Raw genomic sequence first — 24937 nt, 5'->3', positions numbered from 1 at the left:
ATATTGAAGTTAATTAGAGTCTAATTCTTTTTAAACAACTGAGATTTCAGATTTTATGGAAATCTCAATCCGTGCGTCATACCTGCGAAGGCAGGTATCTTGACTTATTGAAACGAAGTTTCAATAAATTCTACTTCCCCTCCAACTTCACCAGAAAAGGAACAATTTCCTCCAAAGCATTTTTTCTGGAGCCTTTTATGAGAATTGTACTTCCTTTTTTCAATGGTTTGTTTTTTAGATGCTCAATAAGCTCATCCTTGGTTTCAAAATACTTTCCAAAAGTGTCTAGTTTGGAAGCTGATTTTATGAGCTTTCCGCAATAATATCTTTTACTAATTCCTAAGTCAACAGCTAATTCGCCCAGCTTTTCATGTTCCAATTCGGATGATTCTCCTAACTCAAACATATCTCCTAAAATCACCACGGATTCCGTATTTTCTATGGCTCCCAAACTTTTAATGGCTAATTCCATGGAATCAGGATTAGCATTATAGGCATCTAATAAAATGGTGTAGTTATCTGTTTTTATCATCTGCGAGCGCATATTTTCAGGCATATATTCTTGTGTAGCTTCAATGGCTTTTTCCATCGAAACCTTGAAAAATTTACCTATACATAATGCTGAAGCTACATTGAGGTAATTAAATTGCCCCACTAAATTAGTGTCTATATGACTAAATCCTTCAGTTGAATACCTTAAAAAAGCCGTTCCTTTTTCTGGTCTTAATTCCAAATCATCCCCCTCATTCGGAAAAGTAACTGCATTGGAAAAACGTTTTTGCATGTTTTTTAATACAGTATCTTGTGTATTGATAAAAGGAATACCATCATTTTTCTTCAAAAAATCAAATAGCTCGCTTTTTCCGATGATGATATTTTCAAAGCCTCCGAATTCTCCTATATGAGCTTTACCAATATTAGTAATTAACCCATGTGTTGGCTGGGCCATTTTACAATAAGAGGCAATCTCCCCCACATGATTGGCCCCCATTTCAATGATAGCGATTTCATGGTCATTTTTAATAGAAAGCAAGCTCAAAGGCACTCCTATATGATTGTTTAAATTACCTTCTGTAGCAAAAACATTGTATTTTTTTTCTAAAACGGCATGAATGAGTTCTTTACTGGTCGTTTTTCCATTTGAGCCTGTGATGCCAATGATGGGGATATTTAGTTGTTCGCGGTGATGAGTAGCCAAAAGTTGTAGTGTTTTTAGCGCATCATCCACCAATATATTTTTTTCATCATCAGTATGATAGGCGTTTTCATCCACTACCACTGCCAATGCGCCTTCTTTCAGCGCTTTTTCAGCAAATTCATTGCCATTAAAGTTGGGGCCTTTCAAGGCAAAAAAAAGATTTCCTTCCTCAAGTGCGCGGGTGTCTGAGCAAACACCAGTGCTCTTTAAATATATATCGTACAGCTTTTCTATTTGAGTCATCGTTCAATAGGTTTATACAAATCTATAAAATTGTAAAAGCTTCTAATTGTTTATAATAGAAAAAATATAAAGTGCGTTAAATTTGTGAGATGCGAATTCTGCTGTTTATTCTTCTTTTCGGTTTATCATATTCGGGCTTTGCCCAATATCGCTTTGTGCCCTTTCAGGATACTCCAATAGTTCATCCAAATGAGAACGATAAAGTTTTTCCGTGGGTTGGAGGCTTAAATGGGGTTCAGTACGGAAAAATAGATTTAAATAATGATGGAATACTTGATTTGGCAGGCTTTGATAGAAGTTCTGGAAGAATTTTGTGTTTCCTGAAAAATGGGAATGTGTACGAATATGCTCCCCGGTATGAAAAATTTTTCCCATCTGAAATCCAAAATTTTTTTATTTTAAAGGATTATGATGGAGATGGTAAAATGGACCTTTTTACCGCTGGAAATTTGGGAATTACGGCTTATCGAAATGTAAGTACGGGAAATTTGATTCAATGGGAAAGAGTGCTCAACTTTATTAGTTATGAAAGCTTTTCGGGAAATGAAGTAAATCTGCAAGTAAATTTTAATGACTATCCATATATAGGAGATATTGATAATGATGGCGATATAGATATTTTGAATTTTAATTTCTCAGGCATACAAAGCCGAATTCTTTTTTACGAAAATAAAAGTGCTGATAATGGCGGAAATCCTGATTTAACTCCTTATAAATTGGTGGATAATTATTGGGGAACAGTGGAGGATTGTGATTGCGGGGTTTTTGCCTTTAATGGCCAGGATTGTCAGGATGTTTTTGGAAGAATGATGAGCAATGCCCGCCATGCTGGAGGGAAGAGTCTGGCTATCTTTGATTTTAAAGAAGATGGAAAATTGGAGTTGGTTTCCAGTCATGAAGAGTGCCGAGAACTTTATTATTTCAATAATATGGCTTCAGATGATCAAACACCTGATTTTGATAGCTTTACATCTGATTTCCCCAATCAAACCAATCCAGCGCAATTCAATTTTTATCCTAATACCATGGTTATGGATATTTTGGATGATGCTCAAGAGGAATTGATTATTAGCCCAAATATTGAAGCTAATTTGGGAAGTCCGATTGATTTTTCATCTTCAAATTGGCTCTATCGAAAATCTGGAAATGAGTATGAGTTAATCACCAAAGAATTTTTGCAGGAAGATATGATCGATTGGGGAGCTCAAGTAAGTCCGGCTTTTTATGATTATGATCAAGATGGTGATTTAGATTTATTTCTTTCCTATACGGATTTAAATGAGGACGAGGAATTATTCAGTGCTATTGCACTATACGAAAACACTGGAACTTCTCAAAATCCCGTTTTTGAACTGATTGCAGACGATTATCTCAACTTATCGGAGCAAGGATTAGCCAATATGTTTATCCAATGGGCCGATGTTGATTTAGATGGTCAGAAGGATTTGATTTTACAGGGAACTCTTCAAAATAGCAATCAATTGCGTATCATTTTTCAGGCGGAAACAGGACTGGATTTGAATTCCACAATTTCAGTGGAGGATGTATTTATTGGTTTCGGTTTTACGGTGCATTTTGCTGATGTAGCGGGCGATAGTCATCCTGATTTGCTAGTAGGAAAATCCTCTGGAGGTTTAATTTTGTATGAAAATATTGGATCGGGCAGAAGTCCACAATTTCAAATGGAGAATGATGCATTTTTAGGCATAGGGGATGATTTCTTCCGTTCTGCCTTAAGGGTTCATGCGGGAGATGTTGATAATGATAACCAAGCAGATTTAATCACCTCAGACTTAAGTGGGAATATCAGAGTATTTTCTGATTTGGAAAATAATGAAGGTAAATTTGACTCCCTAAACATCTATAATTCATTGGAACAAAGTTTTGATGATTCGTATTTTGGTAAGCGAAATAATTTGGTATTTGCTCCGCTTTTCAATGATGATTATCCAGCTTTGGTTTTAGGAACCGTTTCCGGAGGGATTAGGATTTTCAGAAATAGCGAAGAATTACCGGTTCAAAGTGGGGAAGAGTTGGTTTTTCAAGTATATCCTAATCCTAACAAAAGCAGACAACTCTATATTAAAACCAATCAAAACATCGAAGTATCCATTTCAACTTTAAACGGGCAAAAAGTACTTGAAGTACAACCGTATCAAGCTTTTTCGAATCAAGCCATTGAACTTTCAGCACTTGAAGGCGGGATTTATATTATTAGTGCTATTTTTGAGAATGGGAAACAAGTGAGTCGGAAAGTGATTTTGTATTAAAACTCATTCAAAAAAAAGCGGAAGTTTTCAGAACCACCGCTTTCTATAAATAATATTGAAATTACTTCTTTCCACCGAATAAGAATGCACCAATTCTAATTCCTAAGTAGCTGTTAGCTACATCGAATGTTGTTGCATTTCCTTGGTCATCAACTCCTTCAACCTCAGATGAAGGAATGAAATTATAATCTATATTAATGTTAAAATGTCCCCAGTCAAATCCGATTCTAGGATAAAATCCAATTTTAGTTCCTGCGCCAGCACCAGCACCAGCACCACTTACTGAAACAGATGCCAAACTAAAAGCTCCTAATCCAGCACCAACATAAGGTCTGAAACTGCTATTTCCTAAATAATATTTACCATTAAGGGTATAAGAGGATGTTCCTGAAAGACTAGCTTCTTGGTCTCCAACAATTCTTGCCATAGCGGCTACTTCCCATCTTAATCCTACCGAAATATCGTCATTTATTCTATAGGCAGGCTCAATATCAAATAATATTCCACCACCACCAGAAGGGATTGCATAACCTATACCAGAATAAAGTTGGAAAGGCTTGTAATCTTGTGCATTCACAAAATTGATTGAAACGGCCATTAAGGCAATAAGTAATAATTTTTTCATAATTGTAATTTTAAATATTTGATTAAAAATCAAAACTAATGTACTTATCAAGAAATTAAAAACTTTTAGATTAGAATTATTTAATATTTAGTTGGTCATTTATTTGGTTTTTGAACTATTTATTGATAAAGCATTAAATTTATGGCTCCACTTTTTTCTCATTTCAGTAATTATTAATGGTATAATTACTAATTATGAATCTCAAACTCATCAGCATCTAACTGTGCAGGAAACTTTTCTCTAAATCTCAATAAATCTTTACCAGATAAAGATACTGTTTTAATCTCTTCTCTATCATCAGCAAAATAAATGGCATTGCCTTTTGGACCGTAAATGGCGGAGTGACCATTATGCGGAATGCCGTTTCCGTCATCGCCAACTCTATTTACCCCTAAGCAATAGCTCACATTTTCTATGGCTCGGGCTTGCAGTAACGTATCCCAAGCATTCACTCGAACAGCTGGCCAATTGGCCACAAATAGGATTAAATCATATTCTAATTCATTCTGCTCATTGGATTTGTTCCGACTCCAAACAGGGAATCTCAAATCATAACAAACCAAAGGCTTAATCTTCCACCCTTTTAATTCTACTATCAATTCTTTTTGTCCGGGAGAATAGTGCTGATCTTCATTTGCCATTCTAAATAGATGCCTTTTATCATAAATTTGATATTCACCATCGGGTTGCATCCAGATTAATCGATTGTAATAACTTCCATTGTCATTTACGATGTAGGAACCCGTTACTACCGCCTTTTTTTGACTGGCCATTTGTTTCATCCATTTGAAAGTATGCAAGTTCATAGGCTCGCCCATCTTTTCAGCTTCCATACTGAATCCTGTATTGAACATTTCTGGTAGCACAATTAAATCGGTATCTTCTTCAATCTCCCACATCTTTTCTTCCAACATGGAAATATTGGCTTGTTTATCCTGCCAATACAAGGGTGTTTGTATGAGGGTTACTTTTAAATCTTGCATAATATTTCTGAGGCTTTTTGTAATGTTTCTTCTCCTTTGGCAAAACAAAACCTTAACAGTTTATGATCCTCTTTATTGGAATAAAAAGCAGAAACGGGTATAGAAGCCACTCCTTTTTCTTTAATTAGATATTGGGCAAATTCCATGTCACCCATATCCGAAACTTCACTGTAATCCAATACTTGAAAATAGGTTCCGTAAGATGGAATTACCTTGAATTTTGAATCTTTGAAGGCATTTTGAAAAAAGCTTCTTTTACTTTCATACATTGCACTTACCCCCAAATAATTTTGCTCATCTTGTAAATACTCAGCCATGGCATACTGGCTTGGGGTATGCACAGAGAAACAATTGTATTGATGTACTTTTCTGATTTCTTTCATAATTCCTTCAGGAGCTACCACATATCCTATTTTCCATCCTGTGGCATGAAATGTTTTTCCAAAAGAGGAGACAGCTATACTTCTGCTGGCCAAAAATTCATCTTTTAGAACGCTCAAATGAGTTTTGCCATCGAATATAATATGTTCATAAACCTCATCGCTTAAGATGATGATTTGAGGATTTTCTTCCAGAATTTCTTTTAATTCCTTAATATCGTTTTCCGTCAATATTGCCCCTGAAGGATTATGAGGATAATTAATCATAATCATTCGGGTTTTATCAGTGATATGAGCTTTCACCTTTTGCCAATCAGGAGAAAAGTCTGGTAAATTTAAACCAATAGGGATTGCTTTACCCCCTGCCATTTCGATAGCGGGGATGTAGCAATCATAAGCGGGTTCCAAAACTATCACTTCCTCACCTTGTTGAACTGTGGCTAGAACACTAGAAAAAATAGCTTCTGTAGCCCCGGCCGTAACCGTAATTTCAGCATCTATATTTACTTTTATCCCTCCTGTGTGTCTGATTTTATGAGCAATCGCTTCCCTCAGTTGAGGAAGTCCGGGCATAGGAGCATACTGGTTATGCCCGATTTGCATATTTTGATAAACCAAATCAATGAGTTTTTCAGATACGGGAAAATCTGGAAATCCCTGCGAGAGATTGATGGCATTATGCTCCATTGCCATTTGAGACATGACAGTGAATATGGTAGTTCCTACTTTCGGAAGTTTTGATTGTATTTTAATGGACATATTTAATTTTTTTGAAATTTAAAAATAAAGCCCTACAATCCTAAATTAATTGCTATCTACTTAGCTATTGTGAATTCAGTAAAAGTTTGTGAAAAATCACTTTTGCTCTTCCCAAGCTTGGTTCATTTGGTCAATAATCCCTAAAATTTCTTCTTTACCTGTTTGTTTTTCGGCCGAACTGATGAAATAGGGTGGAAAATCTTCCCAAGTGCTCAACATATTCTTTTTAAAGACCGATATATTCTTTTGAGTTTTATTAAAGGATTGTTTATCAGCCTTAGTGAATATTAAAGACAATGGTAATCCATGCTTACCTATAAAATCCAAAAACTCTACGTCCGCTTTTTGCGGAGGAAGACGAGAATCAATCAATACAAAAATACAGACTAAATTTTCTCTGTTGATGAGGTAATCACTAATCATTTTACCCCAATTTTCATTGGTTTTTTTGCTCACTTTGGCATAACCATAACCCGGCAAATCCACTAAATACCATTTTTCATCCATTAAAAAATGATTGATCAGTTGCGTTTTACCCGGTTTAGAAGAGGTTTTGGCCAAGCTTTTTCTATCCGTTAGCATATTAATCAAAGATGATTTACCAACATTGGAGCGACCTATAAATGCATATTCGGGTAGGTCGGTTTCCGGACTTTTTTTGTAATCCGTATTGCTAATGATAAATTCTGCATTTTTGATTCGCTTCATTTTGCAAATATAAAGGCTTTTGATGGCTTAGGGTCGATTTTTAGCAAAGAATTGTTAGATTTAGAAAATTATCGCGCCTAGGTATGTTTTCAGAGAAATATATAATTTAAGTAAGCTTGAAATTTTTGAGATAAAAAAGGACAATATTTTAAAAAAATGGGATAACATTTTTATATTTAGCACTTCATCTCGTAAAAATATTGAATAAAAACAGGAAGTTTAGCCAACTTTTTTTGATATAACATAAAAAGTAGCTTAATTTAAGTGATTATTTTAGTGAAGCGACCTAACTCGCTATAATTTACCGAATTAAAGAATACGATGATATATAAATTTAGATTCTTTGCTGTCTTCTTATTATCTCTTTTATTTGCTTCGCAAGTAAAGGCTCAACAACCGAGTCCTGAAGAATTAGCTCAGACTTACATGGAAACAGCTGTAGAGATTTTAAAGGAAACAAAAGCTTTAAATCAAGCAGTGGAGATGTATAAATTAGCTGCTGAAACAGACCCTAATAATGTAGAAGCTAATTATCAAGCAGGTGCTACTTATTTACAGATCACCGACAAAGCGAAAGCAACTCAATATTTATTACGTGCCTATCAATTAGATTCTGATTATAAATTTGATATGCTTTACAAAATTGGTCAAGGATATCAATATGGATATGAATTTGATAATGCGCTTGAATATTATAGAAAATACAAACAAAAATTAGAAAATAATACGGGTTACAGTGGTTCAGATAAAACTCCTATGTCTTTTGTAGAAAGAAGGATTGAAGAATGTATTACCGGAAAAAACTTAATGGCTGACCCTGTCAATTACTCTATTACCAATGTTGGTACCGCTATCAATTCTGAATTATGGGATTACGCGCCTGTGGTTAATGCCGATGAAACGGTGATGATCTTTACTTCCAGAAGGGGACCAGATCAAGGAAACCTAAACGAAAATGTTTTTGAGGATAATTTCTTTTACGAGGATATATTCATATCAAAAAAATCAGGCGGAAAATGGCAGCCGGCCGAGAATATAGGTCCTGTAGTCAATACAAAATATCATGACTCTAATTTGGGGTTTTCACCGGATGGTAAAACCTTATACATTTATAGTGATGAAGGTAATGGTGATATTTACTATACCAATAATTTATCTGAAGATACATGGTCTGAACCAGTTTCTTTAAGTGATAATATTAATTCCAGTGGATATAATGAAAAGTCAGTTTCCCAATCTGCAGATGGAAACACTTTATTCTTTGCCAGTAATCGCCCGGGTGGGTTTGGTGGATTTGATATTTATTATTCCACAAAAAATAGAAAAGGGGAATGGGGTGCCTCCAAAAATTTAGGCAAAGTTATTAACACGGAAGGTGACGAAGACGGCCCTTTTATTCAGTTTGACGGAAAGACGCTTTATTTTAGTTCCACAGGACATGATGGAATGGGCGGTTATGACATTTTCAAATCAGAGTATGATAGTGCAAGTAACGAGTGGAGCACGCCTGAAAATATGGGATATCCATTGAATACCCCCGATGACGATATTTATTTCGTGATGACCAAAGATGGAAAAACGGGCTATTACGCAACTGTTCGAGAAGAAGGAATGGGCTATAATGATATTTACAAAGTGACGATTGGAGGTAGTGGTGATGATTCAAGTAAAAAAATTGCAAGCAAAGAAGCCAGTGTTTACGAAGACGCAGAAAAGTCAGAAAAGAAAGTTGATAGTGTTGAAGTAAAAGAATCCCAAGAAGATGAAGAAATTGACACGGGCGCACCTGTAAAGCTATTGGTAAGAGTGGTAGATGCTAAAAGTAATCAGACAATAGATGCCAACGTTAAATTAAAAGGACAAGCGGATAATATTACCGTGCCTGCGGAAAGCAAAGAAAATGGAATCTACACTTATGTGGTCATTAGAGAGCAGGCTACAGACTTCATGCTTTCAGCCAACAAACCAGGTTATATATTCGCTAATAAAAGAATCACAGTTCCAGCCTCTAAAGGAGAGGAACAAACTATTCGACAAACCTTAAGTTTAAGTAAACCGGAAGTAGGAACCTCCAAAACGCTAAGAAATATATTCTTTGAATTCGGAAAGGCTACTTTCACCTCAGAGTCTTACGAAGAATTAAATAAAATGGTCAGCTTTATGGAAGCCAATCCTGGTGTAAATGTCGAAATAGCAGGACATACTGATAATATCGGTTCAAACGCTGTCAACAAAAAATTATCTCAATTAAGAGCCAATAAGGTGGTTGAGTATCTTACAGGAAAAGGTATCGATAGAAGAAGATTAAATGCAGTTGGTTATGGTGAAGAGAGGCCTATTGTGAGCAATGATGATGAGGTGATGGGTAGAGAGATAAACAGAAGGGTAGAATTTATTGTGAAAGAATAAAGAATAAATAATTTTTGATAATAAATAGGGATGTTCGGCATCCCTTTTTTGTTTTATAAAAAATAAATAAAATTAAGTGAAAAAGTATGCCATCATAGTAGCAGGAGGAACAGGGAAAAGAATGGGAGAAAGTCTGCCTAAACAATTTTTGAAGCTAGGAGGTACACCAATATTGATTCATACTTTGCAAGCTTTTTATTCTGCTGATCCTGAAATTGAGCTCATTATTACACTTCCGCAAGAAGAGATTCAATTTTGGGATGAATTGAATATTTGGCATCAGAATTACATAGAACATAAAGTAGTAGCTGGAGGAGAAACTCGATTTCATTCTGTTAAAAATGCTTTAGAGCATGCTAATGAAGGGGTAGTAGCAGTGCATGACGGTGTGAGGCCATTTATTTCTGCCAATACCATTAATCAATCATTTCGCCTAGCAATGGAGAAAAAGGCGGTGGTTACCACTGTACCTATGAAAGATTCTGTGCGTCAAGTGAATGAAAATGGTATAAGTAAAAATATTGATAGGGCTTCTCTAAGAATGGTGCAAACTCCTCAGACTTTTAATGTGGAACTTTTGAAATCTGCCTATAATGTATCTTTTAAGCCCACATTTACGGATGATGCTTCAGTTGTAGAAGCTTATGGGCAGGATATCACACTAATTGAGGGCGATTATCAAAATATTAAAATAACCACCCCAGAAGATATGGTTATTGCTGAAGCCTTATTAAAGGCAAAGTAAGCTTATAAGCTTACCTTGCTAATATTCATCTTCATTAAAGAAGAAATCTTCTTTGGATGGATAATCAGGCCAAATCTCCTCTATGTTTTCATAAGGCTGACCGTCATCCTCTAATTCTTGTAAGTTTTCCACTACCTCCAATGGAGCTCCAGAACGAATTCCAAAATCGATTAATTCGTCTTTCGTGGCTGGCCACGGAGCATCTTCTAAGTATGAAGCTAATTCTAATGTCCAATACATATTATACCGTATTTTTTTGATGCGCAAAAGTATGATAAAAATTTATAAATCAAAGCTTTAATTGCTTATGACTTTACATCCATACTAAAATAATTTACGCAAAGTTCAAATTATTTTAAGTTTTTGTTCAAATCACGGAGTTCTTCCATGATTTGTTGCTTTACGGCAAGCTTTCTTTTTTGTTTTTCATGTTTAAAGCCTACCATTTTATCCAATTTTTGAGTGCCTAAGTTAAATTTTTCTAAATTTTCTTCAAATACATTGAGCTCTCTTTGATCCCTTGATATCAAATCTCTCAATATATTCATTTTTAATTTGACTGCCTCTTTGCCTTCCGTTCCTTTTTTAGCTTTTCTTTCAAATAAATTTTCTAAAAAGCTCTTTTCAAAAATATAATCATTTAAAGTGAAATATTCTTCATTCAATGACTTATTAAATGTTTTGCCTGAATTCTTCCATTTTTGTTGGATGGATTTGGCTTTTTCAACAGCTTCGCTAGGATTTAATTTTTGCGCTTCTTTCAATTCTTTTATCAATGCAAGCTTTTCTTCGTCACTGCCTTCTTTTCCATTGGATTTATGGGGCTTTTCCTTTCCAGACCTTCTACTTGTGGAAGTGAATTTTTTAAATTCTTTTAATAGAGCGGCATATTTTTCTTTCGGAATATTTTCCAACTCCTTCCACTCCTGCACTAATGCATTGCTTTTTTCAGCCAAATCATCAGCCTTATTTTCTTGTAGCTTCTTGGCTTTTTCAATCAAGGCTTCATATTGCTTTTCCCTTGTGGCCATCATTTCTTTTTTGGCTTCATGAAAAGCTTTTTTCTTTTCATAAAACTCATCATAAACGGCTTGGAAAGAATTTTCTATTTCCTCTTTTTTATCTTCTTCAACGGCTCCTACTCTAATCCATCTTTGACGGAGTTCTTTTAATTTTTCAGTTGCTTCCCTCCAGTCCGGATTGCTGGCATAGCTTTTAGCTTCCTCAATTAAGGTGATCTTAACATCCAAATTACGTCTTCTATTTTGGCTGATATAATCTTCTAACATCTTTTCCAGCATTTCCAAACGCTCCTTTAGGGTAGTAAAGTCACCAATACCATCATAAGTGGCGAGTGATTCCTTTAAATTGAGCACCTTCATTAAAAAGGAACCTTTATTGTCCTCCGTTTCAATTTGATGCTGAACCTTGTCCACCTTTTCTTTGAGATGCTCAAATCGGTCTTGAAAAAACTGCAATGCAGTCGCCTCATCCTCTTTTACTTCTCCAATTTCTCTCTGCGGAAATCCTTCTTGTTCCTTTAAAATCACTTTTCCGCCTTCAATGAAAGCCAATTCTTGCTGTAAATCAGTCAAAATGTTATAATTTGGTTTTTGTAAATTTTGATGCAAAATTAAATTTAATTTGCAATAAAGCCATACGGCTCTTGTGTTATTACTGATGATATCACGTAATTTGAATTTCTATTGAAGATAAAAGAAAAATATTAGCAAAAAAACAGATATGAGTGACGAAAAGATAATTTTTTCAATGGCGGGGGTATCCAAAATTTATCCTCCCAAAAAAACAGTGTTAAAGGATATTTACCTTTCTTTTTACTATGGAGCTAAAATTGGTGTTTTAGGTCTTAATGGATCAGGTAAATCTTCTTTATTGAAAATTATTGCCGGAATTGATAAAGACTATCAAGGAGAAGTGGTGGCTTCCAAAGAATACTCGGTAGGTATGTTGGAACAAGAGCCTGAGTTAGATCCTAATAAAACAGTAAAAGAGGTAGTGGAAGAAGGAGTGGCTGAAACCGTCAATCTTTTAAAGGAATTTGAGGAGATTAATGAAAAATTTGCTGATCCGGAGGTTTTGGACAATCCAGATAAAATGAATGACTTGATTGAGCAACAAGCAAAAGTGCAGGAAAAGCTTGATCATGCGAATGCTTGGGAATTGGATAGCAGGCTGGAACAAGCAATGGATGCTTTAAGAACTCCACCGGCTGATGCTCCTGTTAAGAATCTTTCAGGAGGTGAAAAAAGAAGGATTGCATTGTGTAGGTTATTATTACAAGAGCCTGATGTTTTGCTTTTGGATGAGCCTACCAACCACTTGGATGCTGAGTCTGTACATTGGTTAGAGCATCACTTGCAACAATATAAAGGAACTGTGATAGCCGTTACCCACGATCGTTATTTCCTTGATAATGTAGCAGGTTGGATATTAGAATTGGATCGAGGCGAAGGAATTCCGTGGAAAGGAAATTATTCTAGCTGGTTAGATCAAAAACAAAAACGTTTGGCACAGGAGGAGAAAACGGAGTCTAAACGTCAAAAAACATTGCAAAGAGAGTTGGAATGGGTAAGAATGGCACCAAAGGCCCGCCAAGCCAAATCAAAGGCTCGTTTAAGTTCTTATGAAAAAATGCTAGATGAGGAGGGTAAGGAAAAGGAACAAAAACTGGAACTCTTTATTCCGCCCGGCCCACGTTTGGGAAGCAAGGTGATTGAAGCCAATGGCGTAGCAAAAGCTTATGGTGATAAATTACTTTATGAAAATTTAAATTTTTCTTTGCCTCAAGGTGGTATTGTAGGAATTATTGGACCAAACGGAGCAGGTAAAACCACTTTATTTAAATTGATAACGGGTCAGGAAGAACCTGATGCTGGTAATTTTGAAGTAGGGGAAACGGTAAAAATTTCCTATGTAGATCAAGCGCATGATAATCTGGATCCCAATAAATCCGTTTGGGAAAATATATCAGAGGGTAATGAATGGATTCAATTAGGCAACAATAAAATTAACTCGAGAGCTTATGTGAGCAAGTTTAATTTTGCGGGAGGTGATCAGGAAAAGAAAGTAGGTGTTTTGTCCGGTGGAGAAAGAAATAGAGTGCATTTGGCTATGTCCATCAAACAAGAGGCTAACTTATTATTGCTCGATGAGCCTACTAATGATTTGGATGTGAATACGCTTCGAGCTTTGGAAGAAGGCTTAGAAAATTTTGCAGGCTGTGCGGTAATCATTAGCCACGATAGATGGTTTTTAGATAGAATCTGTACACATATTCTGGCCTTTGAAGGCGATTCTCAGGTATATTGGTTTGAAGGCAACTTCTCTGATTATGAAGAAAACCGCAAGAAAAGACTTGGAGATGATGCTATTCCTAAGAGAATAAAGTATAAGAAATTGACTCGATAGCACTAAAAAGACCTGTCAGGTTTCCAAAACCTGACAGGTCTATATTAATCAATGCGCTGTCAAGTATTTTTCCTTCTGAGACCAATGATTTGTATTGAGTAAAGAAACTTAAGTTTTTTGTTTTATGTTTTTATTTTAAATTAGAGCTATGGAAAGTAAACGAAAAATTCTACTTGGTGATAGGTTTAAACACGCTGGCAGTACTGGTAGAAAAGCTCATGTAATTTCTAGAAAAGGACATTGGGTTATTTTCAGGGAAGGTGGAGAAAGAGTGTTGGGTGAATATACCTCAAAAGTTAATGCAATGCGTGAAGCTAGAAAACTTAAAGACTCAGGAATCAGTGATAAAATTGTTCTGCATAGAAAGGATGGAACAGTTGAAAAAGTGCATTAGATTTAAATAAATGTCGTTTCATAAAAATATTTTTATAAACTGTCCTTTTGATAAAGAATATAAACCGATTTTAAATTCAATTTTCTTTTGCATTACATATTTAGATTTCAGCCCAATCCTTTCCGAAACCTATAATTCAGCAGATTCAAGAATAGAAAATATTCTAAATCTTCTAAGTTCCTCAAAATATAGTATTCACGATCTTTCGAGAATGGAGTCTTCAAAGAAGAATGAATTAGCTAGATTTAATATGCCATTCGAACTTGGGTTAGATATAGGGTGTAAAAAATTTGGGTCTGATAATCACAATTCTAAATCATTACTAATTTTGGATAAGGAAAAGTATCGGTATAAAAGATCGATTTCTGATTTATCCGGAAATGATATTGGTTATCATGATAATTCACCAGAAAAGGCTTTAAGACAAGTGAGAAATTGGATTTATAGAATTGAAGAAACCCCAATCCCAAGTCCAAATAAAATCTGGAGACTTTATAATGAATTCATGGGTGATTTTTATGAAATTGCGGAGAGTGATGAATTAAGCCAAGAAGATAAAGAAGAGATGCCTTGGGACGAATTCAAATATTATATCATAAATTGGGTTGAAGGTAGAGAAAATTTCGAATGAGATTGACAGACTCTGCATTCATCTCCCAACTTCTAACTCCGACCTATCCCCGGTCTGACAAACGATACTAGCCAAATCACCCTACATTCATGACCCTTCACCCGTCAATCTTTCACCTCACTTAATCCCATCGCCTTCAGCATAAATTTTAGTAGAGGCTTTTTAGGATCTCTTTTTTGCAGATTTAAATACCACCCAATTTTTTTCATAATCGGCACTTTATGGGTTTCTACAAATTCTATCAAAGCGCCATCTGGATCTTCAACATAGGTAAAATGCCCTGCCGCTTCTCCCATATCAAAACTATTGGCTGAATCAACTGTAAATGGGAATCCTTTGGCTTCACATTCCTCTTTCAGGGCTTGCATGCCATTGATGTCATAACACAGATGAATGTAACCTAAATCTCCCCAGAACCTATCCTCAAAAATCTTTTTAGGTTTTCTATTCACCGCAACTACCAATTCGATTTCTGAAGCTCCCAAAAGTGGACTGAAAGCGCCTTCTCTTGGCTGGCTGTGACGTAGTAGAACCCTCCTAACTTTCTTATCGCCTCCTGGGACTACTTTCAGATCGTCAAAAACCCCTTCTTCATCATAAATAACAGTGTCATATCCCAAAATATCAGAATAAAGTGTTCGGGCTTTTTCAATATCGGTAACGCCAATAATAGCACCATTAGGGCCACCTGGCAAATCAGTCTTTCTTTGTTGGAACCAAGAATTAGAAGTGACAATTTGGAAGATATTATCCCAAGGATCTTTAACAAAGAAAGTCGGTTTTCCATATGGGTCATTTTGTAAATCGCCCAAAACATTAAGACCTCTACGGTTGAAAAGCTCATAAGTGGCTTCCACATCTTTACTTTTCATTTTTGCAATGTTGATTCCTAAATCGCCCAATTGTGGTTGAAATTTAGGTGCTTCTGGTTTGCGGGAAGTATATTGCCAAATTTCAAAACCGCCACCGCCTTGCATATTGATGGCTAAGATAGCATGCCGGCTTCTTGGCTCTCCACCAGTGTAAGGCAACATCAATGCGGCTTCAGCAGCTTCTTCAAAAACTGGAACGCTCATGCCAAAATTTTGCCTGTACCACTTGAAAGCCGCCTGGACATCCGATACCCCAATTCCAATTTGCTGAATTCCACTAATTATTTTCTCGCTCATATTTATACTGATTTGAAATTTTGGCTAAAATAATGGAATTAGATGAAAAGGATTAAAAATCACGATAAAATTTGATGGTTACAATAGAGAATTACAATGTTAAAAAGTTTTGAAAATTACCATTCATCTTCTCAATGAAACCTGTTTTTTAGAAAAATCCACGTAAATTGAAATTCGAAATAAAATCACCAAGTCTCATAAATGATTATCAAATGAAGAAAATATTTACTTTAATCTTATTTAATATTTTTATTAATTCACTATTGGCCCAAAACCTTCTACATCCTTCTGAAAAACTGGGATATGAATTGGGTGATAAATTCACTTTTCATCATCAAGTGGTAGATTATTTTAAATATCTATCTGAAAATTCCGATCAGATGATCCTAAAAAAATATGGAGAGACCTATGAAGGCCGGCCTCTTTATTATGCGGTAATTTCTTCTAAGGAGAATATGCTGAAATTAGAGGAGATTCAGTTAAAAAATATTGCTCAAACAGGTTTAAATGGAACTTTGGGTGATGTTGCTGACAAAGCGGTAGTCTGGTTGAGCTACAATATTCATGGAAATGAAGCTTCTTCTACTGAGGCATCCATGAAAACTGCTTATGAGTTACTTTCTGGTGGAATGGAAAGCCAGGAATGGCTAAAAAATACAGTAGTCATTATGGATCCATGCGTGAATCCTGATGGAAGAGACCGATATGCTAACTTTTACAGGAGATATGGGGCAAAAGAGTTCAATCCTAATTTGGAAGCAATCGAACATGATGAGCCTTGGCCAGGTGGTCGGCCAAATCATTATTTATTTGATTTGAACAGGGATTGGGCTTGGCAAACACAAACTGAATCCAAAGCAAGAATGAAAGTTTACCATGAATGGATGCCACATATCCATGTCGATTTTCATGAACAATCCATTAATAGTCCGTATTATTTTGCCCCTGCTGCGGAACCACTTCATGAGGTCATTACAGATTGGCAAAAAGATTTTCAAATCCAAATAGGACAAAATCATGCTAAATATTTTGATCAAAATAATTGGCTATACTTTACCAGAGAGCGTTTTGATTTGTTTTACCCTAGTTATGGTGATACTTATCCTACTTTTAATGGTGCCATTGGGATGACCTACGAACAGGCTGGTAATGGAAGAGCAGGATTAGGTGCTTTGACCAATATGGGAGATACTTTGACCTTAAAAGATAGATTAGAACACCATTTTACAACTGGAATGAGCACAATCGAGATTGCTTCCAAAAATGCAGGTAAATTAAATAGTGAGTTCAGAAAATATTTCTCACAAAATGTTAACGAGCCTGCAGACCGTTTTAAATCTTATGTTATTAAATGGGATGAAAATAGAAAATATGATCTTAAAGCTTTACTTGATTTTTTAGAAGATCAGAAAATTGAAGTAGGACAGCTTGGGAAACAACAAAAATTAAGTGGGTATAGCTATTTTAAGAGAAAGGAATCTGGTTTCAATTCCAGTGAAAGAGATCTTGTAATTAGTGCTTACCAACCAAAATCGACTTTGATTCAGGCGCTCTTTGACCCTAAACCTAAATATAGCGATTCCTTAACCTATGATATTACGGCTTGGGCAATTCCTTATGCTTATGGATTGGAAACTTACGGGCTAAAAAATAAAATTAATCCTAAGCCTTTGGAAGAGATTAGATTTAATGCCAAAAACCTCAATGATTCTTATGCTTATGCAGTTAAGTGGAATTCATTTAATTCAGCTAAATTTTTAGCAGAAGCACTGAAAAAAGGAATTAAAGTAAGAATAGCCTATAAAAATTTAAAATTTGATAATACTCAATTCAATAAAGGCAGTTTGATTATTACCCAAACGAATAATGCGGAGATTAAAGATTTAAATGATGTTTTAGCAAAATTATCAAAACAATTTGAAATAGAGGTATTCCCAATTTCCTCTGGCTTTGCAGATCAAATTTATGACATAGGTTCTTCGGAGATTCAATTTATAAAAGCTCCAAAAATTGCGGTTTTGATGGATGAAGGTGTTTCTTCCTTGGCTTATGGAGAGATATGGCATTTCTTCGAACAGTCATTGGATTATCCTATCCATAGTCTTCGTCTCAGTAATTTAGATCGGATTAATATTTCGGATTACAATCAGGTGATTATGCCTTCAGGAAGTTATTCTAATTTATCAGAAGAAGGTAAAACTAAATTAAATGAGTTTGCAAAATCAGGAGGGAAGTTGATAGTAATGGGTTCAGCCATATCCAAATTTGCAGATTTGGAGAAAGGTCAATTGAAGTCTAAAGAAAATGATAAAGCAGAAGAGGCCTTGTCAGTCTATGAAAATGCAGAGAGAAAAAGATTGTCAAGCAGTATTTTCGGTGCTATTTATGATGTGAATTTAGATACTTCTCATCCTTTGGCCTTTGGTATAGAAAATCAATACTTTAGCCTGAAGACATCTGGAAATGCTTATGAATATTTGCCAGATGGATGGAATGTCGGGGTGATTAAATCCAATGAAGATCATGTGGCCGGCTTTGCTGGATATAAAGCCAAAAATCTACAGCATAAAAGTATGGTTTTCGGTGTTGAATCTTTTGGAAGAGGACAGATTATTTATCTTCAGGATGACCCCTTATTCAGGGCGTTTTGGCATCAGGGCAAAATGCTGTTCTCTAATGCACTATTCATGGTAGGGAATGATTAAACATTTAAAAAGGTCTGTATTCTCATTTTCTTAAATACAGACCTTTTTTTAATAACCTGAGTTCGATTCATAGAACTACCCTCATACCGGAAAATTAAGACTTAAATTAAAAAAAGTCTTAATTTATCCGGTATCTCTGTCAAATTGCCACCTTGAGATTTCGGATAATTTTCTTTTTTTGAAAATATAATCCCGATTTATCGGGACCGAAATGACGCATTGAACACACTTAAGTGGGTTTTAAAATCGAACTCAGGTTAATATATTTTAGAATTCAAATTCAGGTAGTTTTTCCAATATATCATTGACCATATCTTCCAAACTATATTTCGGACTCCAATTCCAATCCTTTTGTGCTTGGCTGTCATCAATGCTATTAGGCCAAGTATCCGCAATTTTTTGTCTGTAATCTACTTTATAAGAGATTTTGAAATCAGGATGCTGTTTTTTGATTACTTCATAAATATCTTTTGGAGTAAAACTTAAAGCTCCTAAGTTATAGCTCGATCTAACCGTAATTTTTTCGGCTGGTGCTTGCATTAAATCGATTGTAGCTTTGATGGCATCGGGCATATACATCATCGGTAAGTAGGAGTCTTCCCTTAAATAACATTCAAAATCTTCACCATTTAGTGCCTTGTGGAAGATGTCAACGGCATAATCTGTTGTGCCACCACCAGGCAGAGATTTATAGCCTATCAAACCAGGATATCTCAAACTTCTTACATCCACTCCATATTTTTCATGGTAATAAGCGCACCATCTTTCCCCAGCTAATTTGCTAATGCCATAAACGGTATTAGGATCCATCACACAATCTTGCGGAGTATGATCAACCGGTGAATTGGGTCCGAAAACAGCAATAGAACTAGGCCAATATATTTTAGAAAGTTTCTTTTCCCTGGCTACCTCCAATACATTCAAAAGGCTTTGCATATTAAGATCCCATGCAAATATTGGGTTTTGTTCACCTTTGGCAGAAAGGATTGCAGCTAACATATAGATTTCAGTAATTTTATATTGATCCACCAAAGCGGCCAATCTTTCAGCATCCATCACATCCAATTGCTCAAAAGGCTCATTCGGGAGAGGGTCTTTTTGTGGGTTTCGAATGTCAGATGCAATAACATTCGTGCTTCCATAAATTGCTCTTAACTCGGATGTGAGTTCAGTCCCGAGCTGTCCATTTGCTCCTATAACAAGTATCGTATTCGTTTCCATTGGTAAAATTTTGCACGAATTTCGTTATTTTATTTTGCTAAAAAAATAATTGGAATGAATTGACAGAATTATGTGTTGAAAGATTGAATTCAGGATTAGCTTATTTAGAAAAATGATAAATAAGCATAACTACTTACATCTATTTTATTTCCTGTTACTTTAAAGTTATTTTTGCGTATTCGTTTATCATTATGAAAGAGAATTTCAAAGCAATAAGTTTATCATTTAAGAATGCCCCTATAGAAATAAGGGAGCAAGTTTCGCTTAATGACGCGGCAATTGGTAGGTTATTGAACTATTTTAAAGAGTTTACTTCTGTCTCTGATGTTTTGGTGCTTTCCACTTGCAACAGAACAGAAGTCTATTATTTCAACGAGAAAGAGCTCTCTGAGGATATTATAAAATTGATTGGAATTGAAAAGGGCATTAGTGACTTTAGTTCATTTAAACCTTATTTTGAAATCATCAATGATCATAATGATGCGGTTCAAAGGTTGTTTAGAGTATCAATGGGGCTTGAAGCCCAAGTAGTAGGAGATATCCAAATATCAAATCAAGTAAAAAGAGCTTATCAGCAATCTGCTGATTTACAATTGGCAGGCCCATTTTTGCACCGATTAATGCACACCATTTTCTTTACTAACAAAAGAGTGGTACAAGAAACTCCTTTTAGAGATGGTGCGGCTTCGGTTTCTTATGCGGCAACTGAACTGGTAAAAACCTTAACAACTGATATTAAAAACCCTAGAGTTCTGGTTGTGGGTGTTGGGGAAATAGGAGAGGATGTTTGTAGAAATTTAGTAGGCGATAGCAGGTTATCTGTTAAGATTACCAATAGAACAGAAGATAAAGCCGTACAACTCGCAGCAGAATGTAATTTCGGGGTTCATCCCTATACTGAATTATGGGATGGGGTTAATGAAGCTGACGTGGTGATTTCATCTGTTGGAGCTTCTGAACCCATTTTCACTAAAGAGAAAGTAGATTCGCTCAATATTTTAAGTTTTAAATATTTTATTGATTTATCCGTTCCCCGTTCAGTTAGCAATGAGGTTGAGGAAAATCCTGCCGCATTAGTTTTTAATGTTGATAGCGTTAAAAGCAAGGCAGATGAAGCTTTAGAAAAAAGAATAAAGGCAATTCCCCAAGTGGAAGCAATCATTGAAGAATCCGTAGAAGAGTTCAATGATTGGTCAAAAGAAATGGCGGTTTCTCCTACTATCAATAATCTTAAAAATGCATTGGAGCAAATTAGGCAAGAAGAGTTGGCTCGGTATTTGAAGGAAATTGAAGGTGAAGATTGCAAGATTGTTGATAAGGTGACCAAAAGCATGATGCAAAAAATTTTAAAACTACCGGTTTTACAGTTGAAGGCAGCTTGCAAAAGAGGAGAAGAGGAAACCTTAATAGGAGTTTTGAATGATTTATTCAATCTTGAAAAAGATACTGTAAAAAAGTAAATCATTATTGCTTGTAGGATAATTCCTTATCCACTATTTTTGTCACACAAATTTTAAAGAGAAAAAGTATGTTTTACGATATTCCGGTAACAGAAGGAGCCAACACATTTTTTTGGATATTAGTGACCTTAGTTGGTTTAGTGAATGCAATTGCATTTATTGATAAAAGAAATACTGATAAAAAAGAAGAGTCAGAATCTTAATTTTGATAACTTTTAAATTGAAATGGTATGAAAAGTAGATTTATAATTTTCATACTTTTTTTATGCTCAATTTATTGCGCAGATCTTAAAAGTCAATCTTTTATTGGTACAAAAGGGGGGGTGAATATACCTGCTGTAAACTTTTCCGATTTCACAAATGTGCCTATTTCAGCCAGATTTAGAGCAGAATACTTTGTTAGCCCTACTTTCGGTATCACTTATCGTTACATGCAGAATGACAAAATCGGGGTTCAATTTGAATTGAATTATTCCACTAAAGGCTGGGGACAAGGCATAGCAGATTCCACTAATACTTTTATTGCTAATACTGCTATTACTGAGATACAATATTTAGAGTTCCCGTTTTATTTTCATTGGCAAATTTTCGGAACAGAGAAGCTTAAATTCTTTCTTGATGCTGGAGTTTATGTAGCATGGGCTTTAAGTGCCTCCACTACTATTCAGAACGATTGGGGATTAGATGAAGTTCAAATCTCCTACTCAGTCGAAAATGATAACAGGGGTGATTTTGGCTTACATGTTGGAGCCGGAATCTCCTATAATTTTTCAGCTTTTATCCTTCAATTGGAAGCTGGATTTAAATCTGGTTTCGCAAATATTCTTCCAGTTAACCATTTCATCCGAGTTAATCCAGTTGTGTCCACCAATCAAGTCCCAAATGTTCAATTAAGCTTGCTATTTCCACTAAGTAAAAAGTAGGACTAATTTTTCTAAATTTTTATTTTAAGGAAACATTACCAAAGAGTTTGGAGTGTACATAGTAGATTTAAATTACTCCCCATTATGAGAAATATATTATTATTAATCTTATTTACATTTTCAATTAGTATCGGTCTGGCTCAAGAGAAACCGATTAATGTATATTATGAAAAATCAGAAAAAGGATTTGTATTTTTTGCCCATAACAAAGAAAAAGTCCCTTATACGGTTAAGATCAATTTTCAAAAGTTAGAAAATTTATCTAGTAATACGGGAGAAAAAAGTTTTGTCCGAACAATTCCACCACAATCCTCTGGTTTCAAAGTACTTGAAATGAGGAAGCTTAAAGAGGAAAAAGGAACATCTTTTGATTTTAATTTCCTCTATACTATAGGAGACCCCTCTTTAAAAGTAGATGAAAACTATCCTTATTTATTACCTTACAAGCACGGAAAGAGAGTCAGGGTTGGTCAGGGTAATAACGGATCGGGAACTCATAAAGGAATCAATGCTATAGATTTCAATCTTGATGTTGGCGACAGTGTATATGCCGCTAGGGATGGATTAGTAATAGAAGTAAAGCAAGATTCTGATATTGGAGGGAATGATCCAAAATATGAGCCTTATGGTAATTTCATAAAGGTTTATCATGAAGATGGAACTCTAGGTAGTTATGTTCATTTAGTTAAAAATGGCAGCTTGGTCCAAAAGGGAGATCAAATTAAAAGAGGACAATTAATTGGGATCAGTGGAAATACAGGTTGGAGTTCTGGTCCTCATCTGCACTTTATGGTAGCCCAGAACAGGGAATTTCAAAACTTCACTTTACCGATCAAGTTTTTGAATTATGAAAATGAGCTTTTTATCCCATTGGAATCTAAAAGTTATTATGCATACCACCCCGGAAAGCCAGCATTTGAAGTAGAGGGTGAATTTCAAGAATCAGAATTCGAAGGAAAAATGGAACCTTCTAAGCTGACTAACAAAATTGAATTTGATTCAAAAGAATATGGAGATTATGTATTGATATATGTCGATAATGGAATGAACACGGAAATGAATGGAGTTTTAAAATTGCAATTGAAAAATTTGATCAGTACCAAAAAACTCCCCTATAAATTTACAGTGCCCGCCAAAACGAAGATGTATTTATTGGCCTTAAGCCCAGATGACCAAGGCTCTTCTTTTGGTTACCAGCTTTCAGGAGAATTTAAATAAATAGCCTATTTATCACCAACCCTATTATTCCACAAGCGTATGTAGCTACATGGAAAAAGCAAAATTATTATATTTTTATGATCCATTGTGCGGATGGTGCTTTGGTTTCAGTCCGGTAATCAAGAAATTAGAGCAAGAATTCAAAGTGCAGATCGATTTTGAAGCGATCAGTGGTGGTATGGTGCTTGGTGATAGTGTAAAGCCTTTAAGTGAGATGAAAGAATATCTTAAGGAAGCTATGCCTCGCTTAGAACAAATGACAGGAGTGAAATTTGGCAAACCATATCTGGAAATATTGGATGAAGGTAGCTTAATGCTCAATTCTGAATTGCCTTGTATAGCCATGACGGTTTACAAATCAATGAGTAATAAATCCAATATTGAGTTTGCTTCAGCTTTACAATCAACTTTGTATGAAAAAGGTATTAACCTCAATGAAATTGAAAACTATAAAACCCTAGTGGAAAATTTTGATTTGCCATGGGAAGTGTTCAAAAGCAAAATGGAGGATCCGATCTATAAAGAAAAAACATATCAAGAATTTCAAATGGGTCAAAAGATGGGGATCAGCGGTTTCCCCTCTGTAGTTTTAAGTATTGGTAATCAAGGCTATTTAATAGCAAGAGGATATCGGCCAGAGAATGAAATGAAGGCAGTAATTGAGGAGATACTAGCCAAGGAGCTATTGCCTTCTAAATCAGATTAATAATTTGATGTAAAATACATCAAATAGGAATCAATTGTAAGTGGGGAGGGTGTTTGTAAAGGCACGCCAACGATTAATGTATGAATCGTGGCTTTGGTCTGTGCGTTTGCCTTGCGTGGCTATGATTTCATACATAATGTGTGTGCCCAGTATGGGCATCTGGTATCGAAGATACCATATTATTCCAGAGGGTGCAAGTCCCTTGCAGGCAAGTTGGTGAAGCCTGTTAGTAAGCCGCAAGCTGGTTTTCCGTGAGGAATGCAGTGAAGAAAGCGGGACTACAAACTCCGGTACTGACAAACAGGAACGGCATACGGAGGCCAGATAGAGAGGGTAAGCAAGCACATCTTTGCAAAGCCCGTAACCAGCAATCTCTATTAGGTAGATGCCGCAGGAATCGGAGGAAGGAATATGTCCTTACCTGGGGAGGTCTTGGAATAGATTCGGTTTCTATGAGCCAAGAAGTCAGCAGAAGTCATAGTAGTCATGGGTAACGAGCCGTAAGAGCTACGGAGGTCTCACAAAATGATGAAGGACGGAACGTCAGGTGATTCGAAAATCCGATAGGGAGGCTTTGCTAGCCCTATCCCAAAAGTAGAATCGAGGTATAGTTGGTGTAAAGAGCGGCTATATTATGGGGAGTATCTCATAAACTGTGTAAGTTCTAAAATAGAGCTTACGAAACAGTTTTATGACCTCGGAAATTTAGGGAGTGATTTTGTAAAAATCGCTACTTAAATTTCGAGGAGCCCGCGGCAGGC

At 35.6% G+C, this 24937-nt stretch carries 21 protein-coding genes; 12 read left to right on the top strand and 9 right to left on the bottom strand.

The features are described from left to right. Positions 1-130 precede the first annotated feature (130 nt). Entirely contained in the window at positions 131-1441 is a 1311-nt protein-coding gene (locus tag ACFE0M_RS06180; RefSeq protein ID WP_434544877.1) for a UDP-N-acetylmuramoyl-tripeptide--D-alanyl-D-alanine ligase, read from the bottom strand. 89 nt (positions 1442-1530) lie between these two features. On the opposite strand from ACFE0M_RS06180, the gene ACFE0M_RS06175 reads away from it, so the two are divergent. Beyond that, positions 1531-3711, top strand: a complete 2181-nt coding sequence (locus tag ACFE0M_RS06175; protein WP_434544876.1) for an FG-GAP-like repeat-containing protein — start codon at positions 1531-1533, stop codon at positions 3709-3711. A 61-nt stretch (positions 3712-3772) separates the two neighbouring features. Here ACFE0M_RS06175 and ACFE0M_RS06170 read toward each other — a convergent pair whose 3' ends face one another. The 4 genes from ACFE0M_RS06170 to yihA all read right to left on the bottom strand — a co-directional run bounded on the left by ACFE0M_RS06170 (position 3773) and on the right by yihA (position 7166). Further along, positions 3773-4336, bottom strand: a complete 564-nt coding sequence (locus ACFE0M_RS06170; RefSeq protein WP_434544875.1) for a hypothetical protein — start codon at positions 4334-4336, stop codon at positions 3773-3775. Positions 4337-4524: 188 nt separating this feature from the next. Continuing rightward, positions 4525-5319: an amidohydrolase gene (locus ACFE0M_RS06165; RefSeq protein ID WP_434544874.1), complete on the bottom strand. Its 795-nt coding sequence runs from the start codon at positions 5317-5319 to the stop codon at positions 4525-4527. Then, on the bottom strand, positions 5307-6458 hold the full coding sequence (locus tag ACFE0M_RS06160; RefSeq protein ID WP_434544873.1) for a methionine aminotransferase: 1152 nt from the start codon (positions 6456-6458) through the stop codon (positions 5307-5309). Before ACFE0M_RS06160 ends, ACFE0M_RS06165 begins: the two co-directional genes overlap by 13 nt. 96 nt (positions 6459-6554) lie before the next feature. Then, positions 6555-7166 (bottom strand): ribosome biogenesis GTP-binding protein YihA/YsxC, encoded by a 612-nt coding sequence (gene yihA, locus ACFE0M_RS06155; RefSeq protein ID WP_434544872.1) that lies wholly within the window; start codon positions 7164-7166, stop codon positions 6555-6557. Positions 7167-7487: 321 nt separating this feature from the next. Here yihA and ACFE0M_RS06150 point away from each other — a divergent pair, with 321 nt between their 5' ends. Then, positions 7488-9575: an OmpA family protein gene (locus ACFE0M_RS06150; protein ID WP_434544871.1), complete on the top strand. Its 2088-nt coding sequence runs from the start codon at positions 7488-7490 to the stop codon at positions 9573-9575. A gap of 76 nt (positions 9576-9651) precedes the next feature. Then, on the top strand, positions 9652-10320 hold the full coding sequence (locus tag ACFE0M_RS06145; RefSeq protein ID WP_434544870.1) for a 2-C-methyl-D-erythritol 4-phosphate cytidylyltransferase: 669 nt from the start codon (positions 9652-9654) through the stop codon (positions 10318-10320). An 18-nt stretch (positions 10321-10338) separates the two neighbouring features. On the opposite strand, the gene ACFE0M_RS06140 is transcribed toward ACFE0M_RS06145, so the two are convergent. Both ACFE0M_RS06140 and ACFE0M_RS06135 read right to left on the bottom strand, forming a co-directional pair. Continuing rightward, positions 10339-10560 carry a DUF2795 domain-containing protein gene (locus tag ACFE0M_RS06140; RefSeq protein WP_013454973.1) on the bottom strand — a complete coding sequence of 74 codons (222 nt, stop codon included), beginning with the start codon at positions 10558-10560 and terminating at the stop codon, positions 10339-10341. A 110-nt stretch (positions 10561-10670) separates the two neighbouring features. Continuing rightward, a complete protein-coding gene (locus ACFE0M_RS06135; RefSeq protein WP_434544869.1) occupies positions 10671-11951 on the bottom strand; it encodes a DUF349 domain-containing protein in 1281 nt (426 codons plus the stop codon). A 112-nt stretch (positions 11952-12063) separates the two neighbouring features. On the opposite strand from ACFE0M_RS06135, the gene ettA reads away from it, so the two are divergent. The 3 genes from ettA (at position 12064) to ACFE0M_RS06120 (ending at position 14774) form a co-directional block, all read left to right on the top strand. After that, complete coding sequence (gene ettA, locus ACFE0M_RS06130) at positions 12064-13749, top strand: energy-dependent translational throttle protein EttA (RefSeq protein ID WP_434544868.1); 1686 nt, start codon at positions 12064-12066, stop codon at positions 13747-13749. Positions 13750-13897: 148 nt separating this feature from the next. After that, on the top strand, positions 13898-14143 hold the full coding sequence (locus ACFE0M_RS06125; protein WP_434544867.1) for a DUF2188 domain-containing protein: 246 nt from the start codon (positions 13898-13900) through the stop codon (positions 14141-14143). A 10-nt stretch (positions 14144-14153) separates the two neighbouring features. After that, positions 14154-14774, top strand: a complete 621-nt coding sequence (locus ACFE0M_RS06120) for a hypothetical protein (RefSeq protein WP_434544866.1) — start codon at positions 14154-14156, stop codon at positions 14772-14774. Positions 14775-14878: 104 nt separating this feature from the next. Here the strand turns inward: ACFE0M_RS06120 and ACFE0M_RS06115 are convergent, their stop codons facing one another. Then, positions 14879-15943, bottom strand: coding sequence for a VOC family protein (locus tag ACFE0M_RS06115; protein ID WP_434544865.1), 1065 nt, complete (start codon positions 15941-15943; stop codon positions 14879-14881). A 212-nt stretch (positions 15944-16155) separates the two neighbouring features. Here ACFE0M_RS06115 and ACFE0M_RS06110 point away from each other — a divergent pair, with 212 nt between their 5' ends. Continuing rightward, the gene (locus tag ACFE0M_RS06110) at positions 16156-18648 is read left to right on the top strand and encodes a M14 metallopeptidase family protein (protein ID WP_434544864.1); all 2493 of its coding nucleotides are present in this window, start codon (positions 16156-16158) and stop codon (positions 18646-18648) included. A 267-nt stretch (positions 18649-18915) separates the two neighbouring features. On the opposite strand, the gene ACFE0M_RS06105 is transcribed toward ACFE0M_RS06110, so the two are convergent. Beyond that, positions 18916-19869, bottom strand: coding sequence for an NAD-dependent epimerase/dehydratase family protein (locus tag ACFE0M_RS06105; RefSeq protein ID WP_434544863.1), 954 nt, complete (start codon positions 19867-19869; stop codon positions 18916-18918). Positions 19870-20060: 191 nt separating this feature from the next. Between ACFE0M_RS06105 and hemA the strand changes: the two genes are divergently transcribed. The 5 genes from hemA (at position 20061) to ACFE0M_RS06080 (ending at position 24176) form a co-directional block, all read left to right on the top strand. Beyond that, positions 20061-21329, top strand: coding sequence for a glutamyl-tRNA reductase (hemA, locus tag ACFE0M_RS06100; RefSeq protein WP_434544862.1), 1269 nt, complete (start codon positions 20061-20063; stop codon positions 21327-21329). A gap of 68 nt (positions 21330-21397) precedes the next feature. Beyond that, positions 21398-21532, top strand: a complete 135-nt coding sequence (locus ACFE0M_RS06095) for a hypothetical protein (protein ID WP_434544861.1) — start codon at positions 21398-21400, stop codon at positions 21530-21532. Positions 21533-21559: 27 nt separating this feature from the next. Then, complete coding sequence (locus ACFE0M_RS06090; RefSeq protein ID WP_434544860.1) at positions 21560-22252, top strand: porin family protein; 693 nt, start codon at positions 21560-21562, stop codon at positions 22250-22252. 84 nt (positions 22253-22336) lie between these two features. Continuing rightward, a complete protein-coding gene (locus ACFE0M_RS06085; protein ID WP_434544859.1) occupies positions 22337-23470 on the top strand; it encodes a M23 family metallopeptidase in 1134 nt (377 codons plus the stop codon). Between the two features lie 49 nt (positions 23471-23519). Continuing rightward, on the top strand, positions 23520-24176 hold the full coding sequence (locus ACFE0M_RS06080; RefSeq protein ID WP_434544858.1) for a DsbA family protein: 657 nt from the start codon (positions 23520-23522) through the stop codon (positions 24174-24176). The last annotated feature ends 761 nt before the right edge of the window (positions 24177-24937 follow it).

This window comes from Marivirga sp. (assembly GCF_051117495.1).
Classification (GTDB): domain Bacteria; phylum Bacteroidota; class Bacteroidia; order Cytophagales; family Cyclobacteriaceae; genus Marivirga.
Note: the sequence above shows the minus strand (reverse complement) of the source record. Positions and strands in the feature narration are given on the sequence as shown.

Bases quoted from the DNA above. Each gene is read 5' to 3' on its own strand.
- ACFE0M_RS06180 (WP_434544877.1), bottom strand. From the start codon at position 1,441: ATGACTCAAATAGAAAAGCTGTACGATATATATTTAAAGAGCACTGGT.
- ACFE0M_RS06175 (WP_434544876.1), top strand. From the start codon at position 1,531: ATGCGAATTCTGCTGTTTATTCTTCTTTTCGGTTTATCATATTCGGGC.
- ACFE0M_RS06170 (WP_434544875.1), bottom strand. From the start codon at position 4,336: ATGAAAAAATTATTACTTATTGCCTTAATGGCCGTTTCAATCAATTTT.
- ACFE0M_RS06165 (WP_434544874.1), bottom strand. From the start codon at position 5,319: ATGCAAGATTTAAAAGTAACCCTCATACAAACACCCTTGTATTGGCAG.
- ACFE0M_RS06160 (WP_434544873.1), bottom strand. From the start codon at position 6,458: ATGTCCATTAAAATACAATCAAAACTTCCGAAAGTAGGAACTACCATA.
- yihA (WP_434544872.1), bottom strand. From the start codon at position 7,166: ATGAAGCGAATCAAAAATGCAGAATTTATCATTAGCAATACGGATTAC.
- ACFE0M_RS06150 (WP_434544871.1), top strand. From the start codon at position 7,488: ATGATATATAAATTTAGATTCTTTGCTGTCTTCTTATTATCTCTTTTA.
- ACFE0M_RS06140 (WP_013454973.1), bottom strand. From the start codon at position 10,560: ATGTATTGGACATTAGAATTAGCTTCATACTTAGAAGATGCTCCGTGG.
- ettA (WP_434544868.1), top strand. From the start codon at position 12,064: ATGAGTGACGAAAAGATAATTTTTTCAATGGCGGGGGTATCCAAAATT.
- ACFE0M_RS06125 (WP_434544867.1), top strand. From the start codon at position 13,898: ATGGAAAGTAAACGAAAAATTCTACTTGGTGATAGGTTTAAACACGCT.
- ACFE0M_RS06120 (WP_434544866.1), top strand. From the start codon at position 14,154: ATGTCGTTTCATAAAAATATTTTTATAAACTGTCCTTTTGATAAAGAA.
- ACFE0M_RS06115 (WP_434544865.1), bottom strand. From the start codon at position 15,943: ATGAGCGAGAAAATAATTAGTGGAATTCAGCAAATTGGAATTGGGGTA.
- ACFE0M_RS06110 (WP_434544864.1), top strand. From the start codon at position 16,156: ATGAAGAAAATATTTACTTTAATCTTATTTAATATTTTTATTAATTCA.
- ACFE0M_RS06105 (WP_434544863.1), bottom strand. From the start codon at position 19,869: ATGGAAACGAATACGATACTTGTTATAGGAGCAAATGGACAGCTCGGG.
- hemA (WP_434544862.1), top strand. From the start codon at position 20,061: ATGAAAGAGAATTTCAAAGCAATAAGTTTATCATTTAAGAATGCCCCT.
- ACFE0M_RS06095 (WP_434544861.1), top strand. From the start codon at position 21,398: ATGTTTTACGATATTCCGGTAACAGAAGGAGCCAACACATTTTTTTGG.
- ACFE0M_RS06090 (WP_434544860.1), top strand. From the start codon at position 21,560: ATGAAAAGTAGATTTATAATTTTCATACTTTTTTTATGCTCAATTTAT.
- ACFE0M_RS06085 (WP_434544859.1), top strand. From the start codon at position 22,337: ATGAGAAATATATTATTATTAATCTTATTTACATTTTCAATTAGTATC.
- ACFE0M_RS06080 (WP_434544858.1), top strand. From the start codon at position 23,520: ATGGAAAAAGCAAAATTATTATATTTTTATGATCCATTGTGCGGATGG.